This is a genomic window from Lactobacillus sp. UMNPBX16 (genome assembly GCF_002553775.1).
Classification (GTDB): domain Bacteria; phylum Bacillota; class Bacilli; order Lactobacillales; family Lactobacillaceae; genus Lactobacillus; species Lactobacillus crispatus.
In genome coordinates, this window is the sequence record NZ_PCYU01000016.1 from 15,835 (window position 1) to 31,496 (window position 15,662).

General features: G+C 36.3%; 19 protein-coding genes, 2 pseudogenes and 1 other annotated feature. Of the genes and pseudogenes, 3 read left to right on the top strand and 18 right to left on the bottom strand.

Annotated features, from left to right (window positions below; genetic code table 11):
• Window positions 1–365 precede the first annotated feature (365 nt).
• The 10 genes from CP367_RS04435 to CP367_RS04480 form a co-directional block, all read right to left on the bottom strand.
• Window positions 366–1,943: a HAMP domain-containing histidine kinase gene (locus CP367_RS04435; RefSeq protein ID WP_005719876.1), complete on the bottom strand. Its 1,578-nt coding sequence runs from the start codon at window positions 1,941–1,943 to the stop codon at window positions 366–368.
• Window positions 1,921–2,637: a response regulator transcription factor gene (locus tag CP367_RS04440; protein ID WP_005719878.1), complete on the bottom strand. Its 717-nt coding sequence runs from the start codon at window positions 2,635–2,637 to the stop codon at window positions 1,921–1,923. The genes CP367_RS04435 and CP367_RS04440 overlap by 23 nt, the downstream gene beginning before the upstream one ends.
• A 168-nt stretch (window positions 2,638–2,805) precedes the next feature.
• Window positions 2,806–3,369 carry a DUF177 domain-containing protein gene (locus CP367_RS04445; RefSeq protein WP_089146198.1) on the bottom strand — a complete coding sequence of 188 codons (564 nt, stop codon included), beginning with the start codon at window positions 3,367–3,369 and terminating at the stop codon, window positions 2,806–2,808.
• Window positions 3,370–3,371: 2 nt separating this feature from the next.
• Window positions 3,372–4,523 (bottom strand): nucleotidyltransferase, encoded by a 1,152-nt coding sequence (locus CP367_RS04450; RefSeq protein WP_013086667.1) that lies wholly within the window; start codon window positions 4,521–4,523, stop codon window positions 3,372–3,374.
• Window positions 4,524–4,526: 3 nt separating this feature from the next.
• Window positions 4,527–4,874, bottom strand: coding sequence for a ribosome silencing factor (gene rsfS, locus CP367_RS04455; protein ID WP_005719884.1), 348 nt, complete (start codon window positions 4,872–4,874; stop codon window positions 4,527–4,529).
• Between the two features lie 17 nt (window positions 4,875–4,891).
• Window positions 4,892–5,485, bottom strand: a complete 594-nt coding sequence (gene yqeK, locus CP367_RS04460; protein WP_005719886.1) for a bis(5'-nucleosyl)-tetraphosphatase (symmetrical) YqeK — start codon at window positions 5,483–5,485, stop codon at window positions 4,892–4,894.
• Window positions 5,466–6,119, bottom strand: a complete 654-nt coding sequence (locus CP367_RS04465) for a nicotinate-nucleotide adenylyltransferase (protein ID WP_089146199.1) — start codon at window positions 6,117–6,119, stop codon at window positions 5,466–5,468. The genes yqeK and CP367_RS04465 overlap by 20 nt, the downstream gene beginning before the upstream one ends.
• A gap of 10 nt (window positions 6,120–6,129) precedes the next feature.
• Window positions 6,130–7,239, bottom strand: coding sequence for a ribosome biogenesis GTPase YqeH (gene yqeH, locus CP367_RS04470; RefSeq protein ID WP_005719890.1), 1,110 nt, complete (start codon window positions 7,237–7,239; stop codon window positions 6,130–6,132).
• Window positions 7,232–7,756, bottom strand: coding sequence for a YqeG family HAD IIIA-type phosphatase (locus CP367_RS04475; RefSeq protein ID WP_005719892.1), 525 nt, complete (start codon window positions 7,754–7,756; stop codon window positions 7,232–7,234). Before CP367_RS04475 ends, yqeH begins: the two co-directional genes overlap by 8 nt.
• Window positions 7,757–7,946: 190 nt before the next feature.
• Window positions 7,947–9,098 carry an RNA-guided endonuclease TnpB family protein gene (locus CP367_RS04480; RefSeq protein WP_005726544.1) on the bottom strand — a complete coding sequence of 384 codons (1,152 nt, stop codon included), beginning with the start codon at window positions 9,096–9,098 and terminating at the stop codon, window positions 7,947–7,949.
• A 281-nt stretch (window positions 9,099–9,379) separates the two neighbouring features.
• Here CP367_RS04480 and add point away from each other — a divergent pair, with 281 nt between their 5' ends.
• On the top strand, window positions 9,380–10,381 hold the full coding sequence (add, locus tag CP367_RS04485; RefSeq protein ID WP_061204913.1) for an adenosine deaminase: 1,002 nt from the start codon (window positions 9,380–9,382) through the stop codon (window positions 10,379–10,381).
• Window positions 10,382–10,428: 47 nt separating this feature from the next.
• On the opposite strand, the gene rplT is transcribed toward add, so the two are convergent.
• The 8 genes and pseudogenes from rplT to CP367_RS04525 all read right to left on the bottom strand — a co-directional run bounded on the left by rplT (window position 10,429) and on the right by CP367_RS04525 (window position 14,908).
• The gene (rplT, locus tag CP367_RS04490; protein ID WP_005719897.1) at window positions 10,429–10,785 is read right to left on the bottom strand and encodes a 50S ribosomal protein L20; all 357 of its coding nucleotides are present in this window, start codon (window positions 10,783–10,785) and stop codon (window positions 10,429–10,431) included.
• A 44-nt stretch (window positions 10,786–10,829) separates the two neighbouring features.
• On the bottom strand, window positions 10,830–11,030 hold the full coding sequence (gene rpmI, locus CP367_RS04495) for a 50S ribosomal protein L35 (RefSeq protein ID WP_005719899.1): 201 nt from the start codon (window positions 11,028–11,030) through the stop codon (window positions 10,830–10,832).
• 21 nt (window positions 11,031–11,051) lie between these two features.
• Window positions 11,052–11,585, bottom strand: coding sequence for a translation initiation factor IF-3 (gene infC, locus CP367_RS04500; protein WP_080543278.1), 534 nt, complete (start codon window positions 11,583–11,585; stop codon window positions 11,052–11,054).
• 25 nt (window positions 11,586–11,610) lie between these two features.
• Window positions 11,611–11,726: a sequence feature (ribosomal protein L20 leader region), on the bottom strand.
• A 260-nt stretch (window positions 11,727–11,986) separates the two neighbouring features.
• A complete protein-coding gene (locus CP367_RS11180) occupies window positions 11,987–12,322 on the bottom strand; it encodes a GNAT family N-acetyltransferase (RefSeq protein ID WP_288646926.1) in 336 nt (111 codons plus the stop codon).
• A gap of 30 nt (window positions 12,323–12,352) precedes the next feature.
• Window positions 12,353–13,117 carry an ABC transporter permease gene (locus CP367_RS04510; RefSeq protein ID WP_005728254.1) on the bottom strand — a complete coding sequence of 255 codons (765 nt, stop codon included), beginning with the start codon at window positions 13,115–13,117 and terminating at the stop codon, window positions 12,353–12,355.
• Window positions 13,117–14,044: pseudogene (locus CP367_RS04515) on the bottom strand (ABC transporter ATP-binding protein). The gene CP367_RS04510 and the pseudogene CP367_RS04515 overlap by 1 nt, the downstream one beginning before the upstream one ends.
• Before the next feature lies 1 nt (window position 14,045).
• Window positions 14,046–14,477: a DUF3021 domain-containing protein gene (locus CP367_RS04520; RefSeq protein WP_089146200.1), complete on the bottom strand. Its 432-nt coding sequence runs from the start codon at window positions 14,475–14,477 to the stop codon at window positions 14,046–14,048.
• Entirely contained in the window at window positions 14,474–14,908 is a 435-nt protein-coding gene (locus tag CP367_RS04525; protein WP_089146201.1) for a LytTR family DNA-binding domain-containing protein, read from the bottom strand. Before CP367_RS04525 ends, CP367_RS04520 begins: the two co-directional genes overlap by 4 nt.
• 199 nt (window positions 14,909–15,107) lie before the next feature.
• On the opposite strand from CP367_RS04525, the gene CP367_RS04530 reads away from it, so the two are divergent.
• Window positions 15,108–15,398, top strand: a complete 291-nt coding sequence (locus tag CP367_RS04530) for a helix-turn-helix domain-containing protein (RefSeq protein ID WP_255404444.1) — start codon at window positions 15,108–15,110, stop codon at window positions 15,396–15,398.
• 121 nt (window positions 15,399–15,519) lie between these two features.
• Window positions 15,520–15,662, top strand: a pseudogene (locus CP367_RS04535) (IS256 family transposase); the annotation flags it as partial.

The window sequence follows — 15,662 nt, forward strand, 5'->3', positions numbered from 1 at the left end:
CCTTTTTAAATTGCACGTAAAAGTTCAATCCCATGATCGCCGTACTAAAAGCTAGATTGAACAAATCCCCTATAAAATAAAAATGATTGTTCCGCTGAGAAAAAGTATAACTAATCATCAAGAGAAACCAGATAATCAATTGATAGTTAAAAACTTTCTGCCAGAATTTCCTTGAAAAAATGCGTTCTTTCATTATGTCACATCCCTTAAGTTTAAATATTTTTAGCTAATTATATCGCTTAAATTAATAAAAATTATAATTATTTTCGAAGCATTTTATTTCTTATTTTCTAATACCTAAGCCTCTAGAGAAAAAAAGTCCTATTAAATCTTGGTACCCAAACCTTGATTTAATAGGATTTTGTTTATGCCTCAAGATTACTCTTAGGCATTTGTTTCTTCTCATTTAATTTTCTTAACTTAGCGGCTTTTTTCTTAGTCAACCGAGGGAACTTCAATTTAAACTGGCTGCCCTGACCCTCAACAGATTCAACACTAATTGTTCCGTTATAACTAGCAACTAATTTTTGTGCAATCGATAGACCTAAACCATTGCCACCTTTTTCACGGGTTCTAGCCTTATCCACACGATAGAAGCGATTGAAGATTTTCTTTTGATCTTCTTCAGAAATCCCCTCACCAAAGTCTTGCACAATAATATTAACATTCTTCTTAGTTACACCAGCTGAAACATTAATCTGCTTGCGATCAGTCGAATATTTAATTCCATTATCGATCAAAATTACTAGCAACTGTTCCAAATGACCGTGATACATTTGAATCTCTGTATCATCAGGTAAATCATCCTCATCCAGCTGAATCTTGAAGTCAGGATGAACCATTGCCATATCAGCGACCACTCTGCGGATGATTTCATTAACATCACTTACTTCATACGGATATTGAACATCGATTTGCTCGGCTCGAGTTAAATCAAGCATTTCCTGAATTAAATGTTTCATCCGATCAGCTTCTTGCAACGAAGCCTTAATTGATTCATCCAAAATCTGCGGATCATCCTTGCCCCATCTTTCAAGCAGGTTCAAATGCCCTTCAATTACTGCCACTGGTGTCCTTAATTCATGCGAGACATCACCAACAAATTGCTTTTGTTGCTCAATGTAACCTTGCATCCGGTCTAGCATTTGATTAATCGAAGTAGCTAATTCTTCTAACTCATCATCTCGATGTAGTTCCTTAATTCTAGCCTCACTATTAGGATCAGCATTAACTTCCTTAGCCACCTTAGACATCGTCTTAATTGGCCGAACTACATTAACAACCAAAATATAAGAAATTGCAATGAAGATAATTATTGCAATCAGTGAAATAATTACCATCCAATGAAGCAAATTACTCATCAAGCTATTGTAATAAGTCATACTATTAGAAACCACTACATAGCCAGTTAATTTGCCATTTACCTCAGAATAGATTTTCTGGTAGGTTAAAAGCATTTTGCCTTTTTTTCGGTTTACTACTTCTTCAAGTTGGTTGCCGGCAAATTCTTTTAGCTTAGGTGCAGAATTACCATTAGTAAAAACAATTTCATCATGTTTGTTGTAAACTGCTACATTAATATCTGGATTCGAAATTGATGAAATCAGGCTATCACTAAATGCTTTATTCTCTGTATCTTTTTTGCTAATAGCAGGACCGCCCCTCAAAATACGCCTGGTAGACGGTGACAGAGCAGGAATTACATTTGAGATCTCTAGCTCATCTTGAATAGAACTTAATGTCCGGTCCATCGTGGTAACTACATTATTAGATGTCTCTTGCTGCTGTTCCATCGATTGATGACTAACAATTTGATAGGCAACAACTGAAAATATGACAAAAGAGACCGTAATCGTTAATGCAACGATACTAACCCATCGCACAATTAGCGATGAGTGCTTGGCCTCTTTTTCCTCGTCTTTATTCTTGATCATCATCTTCATCTCTTACCATATAACCGGTACCACGAACCGTCTTAATGTAAGATGGTTGACCTGGAGCGTCAATCTTATTGCGTAAATAACGTACATAAACTTCAACTACGTTAGTTTCGATATTAGATTCTGGACCCCAGATCTTGTTCAATAATTGATCACGACTAACTACGTTGTTCTTATTTTCAATCAAGGTCATTAATAAGTTGTATTCGCGTTTAGTTAAATCGATTGCCTTGCCATCACCACGGTGCACAATTCGGTTAGCAGTTTCAATTGTCAAATCCTTAAATTTTACAATCTTTTGCTTAGCAACAGTAACCTTTGATGCGTCCTTTTCGATTTTAACGCGACGTAACACTGCACGAAGACGAGCTAAAAGTTCTTCAATTGCAAAAGGCTTAACAATATAATCGTCAGCGCCATGATCCAAACCAGAAACACGGTCGATCACTGAATCACGTGCAGTCATCATGATAATTGGCGTAGTCTTAACTTGACGAACACGACGTGCAATTTCCAACCCATTTAAATCAGGTAACATCAAGTCAAGCAAGATAGCATCAAAGTCTTGACTCAATGCATCTTCTAATCCCTTACGACCATTATTCTCAACAACAGTCTCGTAATTTTCATGTTGCAATTCAAGCTCGACAAAGCGAGATAAGTTCTTTTCATCTTCAATAATTAGAATTTTTGCCATGTTAATTCATTTCCTCGTAGATCAATTTGGTTTTCTAATACTAATAAATTAATTAAAAAATGTTTTTATAATTAAAGGATACTTTAAAATTGCTTCTAACACAAGATTAAAAAACAATCAAAGTAAAAATTTTCTTTGATTGTCCACCATATTTTTCAATTACATTTATTACTTATTTTTATTGTCCTTATCATTATCTTGCCCATCAAGCAAGACCTTCAATTTAGCAAAAGCTGGGTTAACTTGGTTCTTCTTGCCTTCTTCAAAAGAGGCTTCAGAAACAACTTCCCAACCTTGACCCTCTGGGAAAATATTCTTTTCTTTTTCTTCAGGAGTCAAAATAGTAGTTGGGATATGGAGTAAAATATTATCTTCTACCGCTGTTTGCAAGTCAATTTGGTCATTCTCAACTTGTACAATAGTATCGTTTTCTTCCAATTCTTCCTTGGTTGGCTTACGGTCAAGGTAGTTTTCAGTAAAAGTAAAATCTTCATGATAGTTTACCGGCTTAAGGCTTCTGCTTGATGGCACAACCAGATCAGCGGTCACATGAAAACTGCCAGTCACAAATGGTTCTTGATAGAACAAGTCACCGCTCACTTTTACATTTTTCGCATCAATTAGTAGATCTTTACTACGCTTAAAAAATTCTGGACGCATTTCCAAATCACGTTCAATGTGAGTTAATGGTTCTTTGGAATTTTGAATCCTAGAAAAACTAAGTTCTAACATTTTTACACCTCGATTGGCCGTCGACCAAAGTTTTGATCAACACCCATTATTTGTTCAAATAAACGGTCTACCCTAACTTGTAAAGCTAAAGAGCCGTTCTTAGCACTTCTTTTATCAACTTTAGAGACGATTTCTGTCTGAAATTCCTTGCGCTGTTGCTTTAAATATTTGCGACCTACCTTACTAAAGCCTAAGAGCATCAAAGACTCATGATTAAAGCTAGCCAATATATCATCCTGAGTGACATTAAGCAAAGTATATAAGCTCAAACGGCGCAAACGGGAATAAGTATAACGCTTGGACTTGATATGCCGCAAAAATTCTGTAAAATCGCGGGCTAAATGAATCTCTTGTTTCATCTTATATTCAAGCCCTTCGCTCATTTGATAAATATGACGCAATTCTTCAACTGAAGATGATTCAATTCGATACTTCAAAAATGGGTATAGCAAATTCCAATTAGGATAAATTTTCTGCTCAGCTAACACCATTGCTTCTGCTTTAGGCATCCAATACTTTAAATTTTTTGTATCTTCACCATGCAATAATAAATTTCGAATCGCACTGGCACTTTGGACAACTTTTTCTCTTTGTAAAAGGTCATCATGTCCTGCTCCAATTCGGTTGACCGGATGCAGGTTTAATGGTGAACCTAAATTATGATTAGCTACTGAATACGCTAACCCCAAAATAGCATTTGGCTGATTAACTTCATAGCCTACTTCATGCGCTACCATTTGGTTATATTGTGTTGAATAAGTTTGGCTATAATCTCTAAAATCCATGTGATTCTGGGGAATTTCCGCAATTCTTTTGCCCAAATAAGCAAAATTCAGGTTAGCATCTTCTACACCAAAGACTAAATCAGTTACGCCTAATTTAGCAAGTTGTTCAATGTTTCCGAGAGCAAAAAGATCAGCTGGTTCCACTACCGTTGAAAATGGTGTTTCAAATACCAAATCGGCACCAGATTGCAAAGCCACCTTAGCCCGCTCCCACTTGCTCATAATCGCCATCTCACCACGTTGCACGTAGTTACCAGACATGAGCACCACAATTGGATCATTACCAGCAACCAAGCGTGCTTGATTTAGTAAGAACTCATGTCCACTATGGAAAGGATTAAATTCCGCAATAATCCCAACAACACTCATTGCTTAATCTTCCTTCAATTCAACTTGCTTACCGTTAGCCCATAGCTTTTCCAAGTTATAAAATTCACGTGCTTCCTTAGTAAAGACGTTGACTACAACATCACCTAAATCGAGCAAAAGCCAGTTAGAATCTCTGGTACCTTCAATACGGTAGTCAGTGTAGTTGTTTTCGTGAGCCGCATCAACAATTGAGTTAACGATCGCATGTAATTGACGATTAGAGCCTGCACTGGTAATGACATAGTAATCAGCTAAAATACTGATTCCACGCATATCGTAAGCTTCAGTATCTTCACCATGACGGTCACTAATTGCTTGGGTAGTAAAATCTAAAATTTCTTGACTAGTCAATATTTTTCTCCTTTTTATTACTTAATTCCCCATACATTGTATGCTTCTAAAGTACGAGGATATACTTTATTTTTATTTTCAATTAAAAACTCTAAGGTGTGCTGCAATTCATAGCCTACCCCTTCATCAAGACTAGCATAAGCAACTTTGCGCGCTTCTTCAACTCCTGGAAAATCTCGTCCGGGTTCAATAAAATCAGCTACAAAGATAATTTTATCTAATGTAGTCATCTTAGTATCACCAGTCGTATGACGACGTACGGCAGTTAAAATCTCAGGATCCCTAATTTTTAAATCACGTTCAATAAAGAAAATCCCCACAATGCCATGCCAGATGGCCCGATTCCAATTAAGCAAATCTGGATCAAAATCCTGTTCCTTAATTACCTTACGATACTCTTCTACCGGTACCTGCTTGGCATAATCATGAACAAAGCCAGCTAAGGCTGCTTTTTCTTCATCATATCCATTTAACTTAGCCAACTTACGTGCAGTTTCACTAACACGAACACAATGTTCAAAACGTTTTTTCTTCATGTTTGCCTTTTCTTTAGCAACAATTTGTTCACTAGAGAATGGTGAATAAGTATTTTTAAAAATTAGTTTCGTCAAGGTAAAGCCCCTTTTCTTCAATATATTCTCTGACGGCTTCTGGTACCAAGTAACGAATTGAAGTGCCAGTTGCGACACTGCGACGAATAGCAGTCGAACTTAGGCGAATATCTGGTGCGTCAACCCAAATCATGGGATATTGCGGATCTTGTGGATAACCTGGGCGACGAATTCCGACCAATGTTACTAGCTTAGCCAGGGTCGGAGCTTCCTTCCAAGTATGGAAACTGTTAACCTGATCACTGCCCATAATCAAATAATAGTCATTCTGAGGTGCTTTTTCCTTGAGATAACGCATAGTATCCACAGTATAAGAAACGCCGCCTCGGAACAATTCCAATAGTTTTACCCTAAACCTAGGATTATCGCGCGTAGCTAAATCAAGCATTGTTGCCCGATCTTTAGCAGAAGTCAGCGGCGCATTTTTATGCGGTGGAATATTATCCGGAATAAACCAGACCTCATCCAGCTTCAACTTAGTCATTGCTTGCTCTGCCGCTACCAAGTGCGCAATATGCACCGGATTAAAGGTACCACCCATAATCCCAATCTGACGACCTTTACCTTGTTCTTGTTCCAATTCTGCTTCAACTTTAGCAGTTGGCATTTTTTCAATACATTTTGGATTAACCATATGCAAACCTCTAAATCAATGCACGACGAATACCTAAACCAATCCCATCTGGTGTGTAAGTCTTAACAACGCATCCCTTGGGTACAGTCACAAAACCAATTCCACCAAATAAAAGGTCACTCTTATATTCCGTTCTAAATTCTTGACCCTTTAGTGGTGCCATTTCATCATCTGCAGCTGGTGGGGATAACAATTCACCTTTATGCTTTTTATAAAAGTCATCCGCATTAGCTGTCTTAGTACGGTGAATATACATTCCACGAGCAACGTAAACAGTAAAGCTAGTCGATTCGCCCTTGAGATAATCAATCCGTCCCAAACCAGCTAAGAATAAAGTATTACCAGGCAATAATTGGTAAGTAGCTGGCTTTAAAGGCTTCTTAGGTGAGACCAGCTCCAAATCCTTAGCATTTAAGTGCGTAGCCAATTGATTCTCGGTCATGATCCCGGGCGTATCAATCAAAAAGTGACCATTTTCTAGAGGAATTTCAATTTTGTCTAAAGTAGTTCCAGGAAAGCGTGAAGCGGTGATCAGGTCTTGAATATCACCCATCATGTCAATAATGGCATTGATTAAAGTTGACTTACCAACATTAGTTGTCCCTACAAAATAGACATCTTTGTCTTGCGATTGCTTATTAATATAAGCGATCAAATCTTCCAAGTTCAACTTCTTTTTAGCTGAAACCAAGAAGATTTCCTTAGGATAAAGCCCCATTCGGTTAGCTTCTTGTCTCATCCAATCCTTAATCTTACTTTGCTTAGAGTTTTTAGGAAATAGATCAAATTTATTACCAACTAAAATAAAATCATTATTTCCAACAAAACGCTTCAATGATGATAGCAAAGAATTTGAAAAATCAAATAAGTCAACTACATTAACAATTAAAGCTTTCTTTTGTCCTAAAGAGTTAAGCAAAGCCAAAAAATCATCATTGTTTAAATCAACTGGCATGATTTCATTGTAGTGCCGCAATCTGAAGCAACGTTGACAATAAACATCCGCATTTTCTTCTTGCTTTGCCTTATCTAGTGCACTTTTTGGCAGATAACCTGCTTTTTCAGGATCATCGGATTGCAGCTTGGCACCGCAGCCGATACAAATAATATCCTCATCCATTTGATAGCTCCTTCTTAAATGTTACTCGATGTGATAAACCCAGGAAGAAAAAGATAATTTTTTCAAAGAAACGATTGATTCTCGTATTCCACTTATCAGTTTCAACTAATGGCTTAACTAGAACAGTCTTCACGCCGGCCAAATTCCCTGCTTGCATGTCAGTGATTAGTTGGTCGCCAACCATCATAACCTGATCTTTTTGCAAATGCATTGCTTCGCGCTTCTTGGTGATCGCAAATGGCAATGGCTTACGTGACTTAGCGACAAATTCGATATGGTAAGGATCAAGTACCTTGCCCACTCTTTGAGCATTATTGTTAGAAATGACCACGAGAGTGATTCCCGCCTTGGCTAACTTTTGATTAAAATTATCCATTTCTTTGGCAGTTTCAAATTTATTCCAGGCGAGCAATGTATTATCTAGGTCCGAAAAAACCGCCTTAATGTCCATTTCATTCAACTTCTGGGGGTCCAGATTGTAAATCGTATCAATTGTATATTTTGGTCTAAAAAGCATATCAACACTGCTATATAAAACATAGAAATATGTATAAGAATGTATATTTTTTACATATCAGAAAGAAATATAGTCCTTCCTTTCTTCGCTTTATTTACTGCTGTCATCATTAGTATTCCAATATTCCAATCTAGGAATAATCGCATTGACTAACTCTTGCAGCTTAAGGGCTTAGCCAGCCCCGTTTTCATTATTTTGCTAAAGCTAAAAGATTTAACACTGCATTATCATCACGATCATTAGTATAACCGCATTCATAACAAATATACTCATTGTGCTTAGTGTGATGTTTTTGGTTGCCTTGCAAAGTGATTTTTTCATCACCTTTTTTAACATAACCACAATTAGCACATCTTTGGGTTGATGGATATGTTTTATCAGCCAAGATTAATTCTTTGCCATACCACTCACATTTATAAGTCAATATCTGTCTAAACTTACTGAATAATGATCTCTGCATGCCTTTTGAAGCGACGTGCGTCATCATCATTTGTTTAACGGCTAAGTCTTCAATCACTATTTGATCATAATTATTAACCAATTTTGTAGTGAATTTTTGCAAAAGATCGTTTTGAATGTTGGCTACTTTACGATAATCACGTTGCAGTTTGGTTCTCACTTGCACGTAATTATTGCTTTGGCCAGCTAACTTGCCATTAGCCCGTCTTTTCTTAGCCAGCATTCTCTGATAATGCTTAATGCGCTTGTATAGTTTTTGCAATCTTGATGGCAAAACATTGATTTTGCCCCCAGTGTAGTTGAAATGTCCCACATTAACATCAACAGCTGTCTTTCTACCTGTTCTAGGCTTTACCAAAGTTTCTTCTTCATAAGAAAGAGCGGCATAATAATGTCCTCTTTCTCTAAAGACACTAGCAACTTTAATTTGCTTCATTTTTAAAGCTTCATATGTTGGAATATCGAACCAGGTTTTAATGCCTCTGGGCTTGTCTAAGCGTAGCTTACCATTAACCACTTTAGCCCGGTCAGTCTTAAAGCCTTGTCGCGGGGCTTTCTTTGATTTGAAATGTGGTTTTCCCCAATCAGGCTGTGCCTTATCAAAGAAATTCTTCCAAGCATTAGCCAAATCTTTGACTGCTAATTGCAAGCATCTAGCAGACAGAGCAAACTGCCAGTCTGCCTTATTATCGACTAGCTCATCACGTATTCTGCGCTCATTTGGACTGGGATTATTATCCTTATCTAAGGTTCGTGCTTCATACATGTCTTGCCAAGTGGCTAAAGCTTGATTCCAGCAATATCTGCGATAATCACAAAGCTTATCCAGCTCTTGTTGCATGGTCTTGTTAGGTTTTAATTCGACTACTTGAGCCTTGATCATTTGTTTCACCCCCAATACAAACATAAATTTAGCAAAGAGTGAAATAAATACAAGCGAACAAAATATTAAATTTTTAGTTTTTGACCTGCTTCTATGTTTTATATTTCTGAACAGATCTTTGTATCTTGTCTATCTTTTAACTGTTAATTTCCTCCATTTTTTATCACCTTATATCATATCAAAAATGGGTTTGCTTTAGAAATTTTTGTTTTTTTCTGATGAAAAAGTGTTACAATACTAAACAATTTAAGCAAAATCATCAATCAATAGAAAGGATCACCATGAGAAAATTCATCGATTTACACCTTCACCTCGATGGTTCTGTCCCAGTTGCTACTGTTAAGAAGTTAATGCAGGAACATCACATGCCACAGTTAACTGATCAAAAATTGCGGCAAGAATTGTCAGTTGATAATTCTTGCGCTAGCTTGGAACAATTTTTGGAAAAGTTTGACTTACCTAACCAGTTAATGCAGACAAAGCATGATCTGGAGATGATTGTGTTTGATCTTCTTTGCGAATTAAAACAACAAGGTCTAGTCTACGCCGAGATCCGCTTTGCACCGCAATTACATACTAAAAATGGTTTAACGCAAAGACAAGTAATCGCTGCAGCAGTCAGCGGTATTACGAAGTTTTATCAAAAACAAAAAGCAGACAAAGATCAGCCTGAATTACACGCTGGTTTAATTCTCTGTTTGATGCGCTTCGCCCACAATGAAAAAGAAAACATGGAAACGGTTGAGCTAGCGAAAGAATTTTTAGGTCATGGCGTTGTTGGCCTTGACCTAGCTGGTGCGGAAGGCCCGATCCCTAACATTAACTACCAGCATTTTTTCAATCGTGCCCAAGAATTACACGTTCCTTATACCATCCATGCTGGTGAGGCTGCAGGACCTGATTCAATCCGTCAAGCATTAAAAATTGGCGCGAAACGGATCGGCCATGGCATTCGCTGCACTGAAGATCCAGCACTTACCCAATATCTGATTGATCACCAAATCATATTGGAATGTTGCGCCACTTCAAATATGAACACCAAAGCTTTTGATCAGATTGATTCTTACCCAATAAAAAAATTATTGCACATGGGGATGAAAGTTACGCTAAATTCAGACGACATGACTGTATCTAACACTAATCTACCTCATGAATATCAGTTACTCGAAGAAAAAACTGCTTTGACTCCCGAGGAAGAAACTACTCTTTATCTCAACGCGGTTGATGCAGCCTTTACCACGCCAGATGAAAAAATCAGATTACGGGCATTAATTCAAAAATAGATAAAAAAATAAGCTAGGAAAATTTCCCCAGCTTATTTCTTTTGTTATTAGTTCAAAGCCTTCTTAGCAGTTTCTGCTAATTGTGCAAAAGTCTTTGAATCGTTGTAGGCAATATCAGCTAACATCTTACGGTTCATGTCAACACCAGCTAACTTCAAGCCGTGCATTAACTTAGAGTATGAAATGTCGTTTTGTCTTGCAGCTGCGTTAATACGAGCAATCCATAACTTTCTGAATTCGCTCTTACGTCTTCTACGGTCGCGGAATGCGTACTTGTATGAAACGAATAATTGAGTGCTTGCAGCCTTAAATTGCATGTGCTTTGCGCCACGGTAACCCTTGGCAAGCTTCATGATCTTCTTACGACGTTGACGTGTTACTGTTCCACCTTTAACTCTTGGCATTTAAAATTCCTCCTACTATAGTCTGTCTTAATTAAGAACAAGTATTAGTGCATTTGAGCAACCATTTGCTTGATACGCTTCATATCACTCTTTGAAACCATAGCAGCTTTTCTCAAGTGACGACGTTGCTTCTTTGTCTTACCGTGGAAACGGTGACCAGTAAATGCGTGGTGACGCTTTAAACCACCATTTGCAGTTCTCTTAAAACGCTTAGCAGAAGCGCGGTGTGTTTTCATCTTTGGCATATTTCTATTTCCTCCAATTAACTACTTTTTCTTTTTGTCCTTATCACTCTTAGGTGCAAGCATCAAGAACATTGAACGACCTTCCATCTTAGGCTTACTAATTACATTAGCAATGTCTGAGGTTACTTCGGCCATTTTTTCAAGTACTTGTTGACCTAATTCCTTGTGAGTGATGGCACGACCTCTAAAACGAATTGAGACGCGAACCTTAGCTCCTTCTTTAGAAATGAACTTACGAACGTGCTTAAGTTTAGTTTCGAAGTCGTTACCTTCAATAGTTGGACTCAAACGAATTTCTTTGACACTGACTGTCTTGGAATTCTTACGGGCTTCCTTAAGCTTCTTTTGTTGTTCAAAGCGGTACTTCCCGTAATCCATGATACGTGCTACAGGTGGCTTAGCATTTGGAGAAATCAGAGCTAAGTCAAGACCTGCATCGCTTGCACGACGTAAGGCATCACTTTTACTCATCACACCAACTTGCTGACCATCTTCATCAATTAAACGAACTTCGCGAGCGCGAATTCTGTCGTTTAAGATTAAACTTCTTGGTATAACTGTTCACCTCCGTGTTAATTTGAGGACAAGAAAAAGGCGGGTTATAAGAATCATACCCGCCTTTAATCAACAGAAATTATCGATCAGCCTAGAGGTTTACTTAACTTAGGCGAGAAGCGGGTGCTTCTTCTTGTTCTCAACTAATAGAATTATACCCGTTTATCCTACCTACGTCAACATGATATTTCTGCTTTTTTGTAATATCTACTTAACATCACAATAGAAAATAATATCGGCCTTACCTTCTTGCTTGGTATGGCAATAAACATTAGTATCCATTCCACCAATGTAAAAACCTGTTTTCAAATAAAATAAGCATGCGCCTGGATTATTATCTTGTCCTTGTGTGTAAAGTCCAGCATAGTCATTTTCTTTGGCAATTTCCTTTGCCTTAGCTATTAACTTTTGCCCACATGCTGGTCACGATAGTTTTTATTCACTTTAAGATCAGATAAATACATATATTTAAAAAATCCTGGTTGTAAAATTGCTAATCCAATACAATTTTTACCATCATATGCACCAATGAATGTACTCTCTTTCATTGCATCATAGTCATAATTTTCATCAGGAAAGCACATTTCTGTAACTTTTTCTGATGAATACTTTTTTAATTGATAATCCCATTTACCGTTATTATAAGAAACCAAAATTTGTCCGAATAATTTAAATGGCTCATTAAGAATATTAATATCTACTTTGTGCTGTGAATCAATTATTTTTGTTGTAATCATATTTATTTCTCTTATTCATCAATTTAACTCTTAGTATAATGCTAACGATCCGTTTTTTCTCACATTACGATTAGTAATTTCAAACATGATCAGTCCAATTATTAACCAAAGCACGGCGTTAAACAAAGAAGCAGCTAAGTAAAAGCCTAGACTGTAGGGATGTTGGTTAACAGCTAGTCTCATCCAGCTAACCATGGGAGAAATAGGTAAAAGACAAAATAAACACTTAACTCCCAAAGAATAATTTTCAAAATTAATTAGTAAAATTCCCAAATATACATATTGAAAAATTGCTAAAGTACTGCCAATTCGCTTAAAATGCAAAATCAAACTCACAACTAAGTATCCTAAACCAGTAGTAGTCACCAAAGCTAACAAGAAAGGAACAACCAGAACAATAGGAAATTTAATCCAATGATCAGTTAGCAACATAATGATTATTAATGCTAACACTGCCTGCACCGCCGAAATAATGATATTAACTATGCTTTTATTAAGAAATAATCTTCTAGCAGAAATTGGCATCAAAAACTGTTGCTCTAAAATACCATTTTGCATTTGGTTGGTCATAGTCATCCCCATTTGACTAATTGTGTTCTGGATTAAAGTCCACAAAATATAGCCAATGACCAAGGCATTCAGTGAAGTTCCAATTACCCCGCCGCCTACTAAGGTACCTCCAAGAAAGATAGCTATAAACATCATGATTAGCAAAATAAAGTCTGAAAAGTAACTAAATGAATATCTTTTATACAGCCACATTTGTCGCCAGAACTCAGCTTTTAAACTCGTCATTATTCTTCTCCTGTGTAGTATTCAAATATATCTTCTAAATTTCTCTTTTTAGTTTGGACCTGACTAATCGGTAATTCTCCTAATAACTGAAGCACTTTTGGTAAATCATTTTGGCATTTAACTTCTAATTGATAACGATCAGCCTGCTTTTTTGTCAAATTACAATAAGTTGATATTTTTTCTTTTTCCTTAGCAGTAAATGATTGTGACAAGGTAAATTCCAAAATCGTCCATTTATTCAATCTGACCAGACTTTCTTTCATATTATCTGAAAAGACTAGCTCTCCCTGGTTGATCAATAAAATTTTTTGAGCCACTTTTTGAGCAAAACCTAATTGATGAGTAGTAATCAAGACTCCCACGCCATCGGCACTTAGTTCTTTCAAAATATTAATTACTATTTGAGCTGATTTAAGATCTAACCCTAAGGTCGGCTCATCTAATATCAGTAATTTTGGCTGCGCAATCATTGCGCAACAGATCCCTACTATTTGTTGCATCCCGCGACTTAAACTGGTAATCGTCGTATCTTTTTTATCCAACAGACCAAACTTCTTTAGCAATTGAAGGCCATTATGCTCCGCTTCTTTTCTAGATAAACCTCGTTGGCCACCCCCAATAAATAAAATTCTCAATCGGTGACAAGGACCAAAACATATTCCGCGAGCCTTCCAAAAGAACTCCCGTATTTTTTAGGAGCAATAAATTGCTATTGGTCATCTCTTTCCCCTCAAAATATACTTTTCCATGATCAGGACTAACTAAATTCAAAATCATCTTTAAAGTTGTCGTCTTGCCCGCACCATTTAGTCCAAGAAAAGCCACTATATCGCTATGATCTACTGTAAAAGAAATATCTTTTACTGCTTTTTTGTTTGTTGCTTGATAAGTTTTTGATAATTTGTCTACTGTTAATAATGCCGTCATTTTACTCACCATTTTTCTTCAATTTTTTGTTAATTTGATTAACCTCATGCCATAAATGAAAGAAATAAGTGCCATAAGCAATAGTGTACATAATGATAAAACTGATAACTGTAGTCATTAGTAAAGACCAAGAATAGCTAAAACTATTGATAATCAAATTGAAAAGTAACCATGCTACTAAACAAACAAAGAAATTGACTACAATTTGTGTTCTCAAAGACCAAGAATCATTATTAAAAATCCAACCTGCAAAATAAAAAAAGACACCGATAAAGAAGGATATTATTAACCAAAACAAGAAATTAACAGCTGATAATTTTGCCGTTTCTAAATCTTTCCAGTTAGAAGAAAATAATAGGTCCACTGCAAACCAGGTCATACCAATTCCAATTCCCATCAAACCACTATCCAGCATATATCGAGCATGTTTCATAATCCTAGCCTCTCTTTCAGTTCTTTAATCCTTCGTCGTGAGATTTGCACATGTAACTCATTATTCAAAATAGCATCAATATTACCATTACTCAGAATTTGCAAATGATCTAACTGATGATAATTAAGCAACGCGCTTCTTGATACTGTCACGAAATCTGACGGCAATACTTTTTGTACTTGATACAAACGTCCTTTATACAAATAGGTATCTTGCTCCGTATACACGTAAGTTTTATCATTTTCCACCTGTACCAGATAGATTTCACTAAATTTTACTGGATATTCGTCCCCTCGACGAAAACACCAGATGAACTCCTTTTTATTAGTCAGCTCATTAGCAATCTGACTAATTTTATCTGTCATTCTATGTAGCCAAAACTCAGCTTTTTCTTCAGGTAAGTTTTCATCAATATTGAATTTTACTTTCAAGATCACCCCTCCTTCATTTGATTATTAGTATAGATAATTCTAATTTTTTTGCCATAAAAAATCGGTGAATGGTAAGTTTTCTAAGGTGAATGGTTACCAAATTATTTGCATAATATTAACACGTAATAGGATTTGAATTTAAAGGTAAAAATATGACAAAAAAGCAGTATTAAGTAAAATTCAAGTAACTTTAGATGTCATTGGCGGAAAATGTAAGCCTTTGATCTTACATTATTTACAAGAAAATGGCACAAAACACTATAGTGAAATCCTCCGTTATTTAGATAGCGCACCAAAGAAAACCTTAACAGCACAACTAAGAGGATTAGAAGCTGATAAAATTATCAAACGTACAGTAATTCCTACGGTTCCGGTTCAAGTAAAATATAGTATTACTGATTATGGTAAAACTTTATTTCCAATACTAGATATTATGTGTGCTTGGGGATACGTAAATCAGACTAACTATAATGTTAAACAGAGACTGTAAAATAGTTTGTGTAAGGATGAATGATTCCTTAAATTTATTTCTTTAAACATTAGAAAAAGGAGTTCCTTTCTCGTATGATTGGTTTGAACAAAAAAACACATACAGAAAGAAGAACTCCTTCATGAATGATTTTACCAAAGATTTTGCTCAAGCTCTATTCAATCCAGACAAAATAAATGATTTATTGCGCAAAGAGCTACAACAGGCTGTTAATAACTTGTTAGAAGCTGAATTGAATGCATTTCTGGGCTATGAACCCTATGC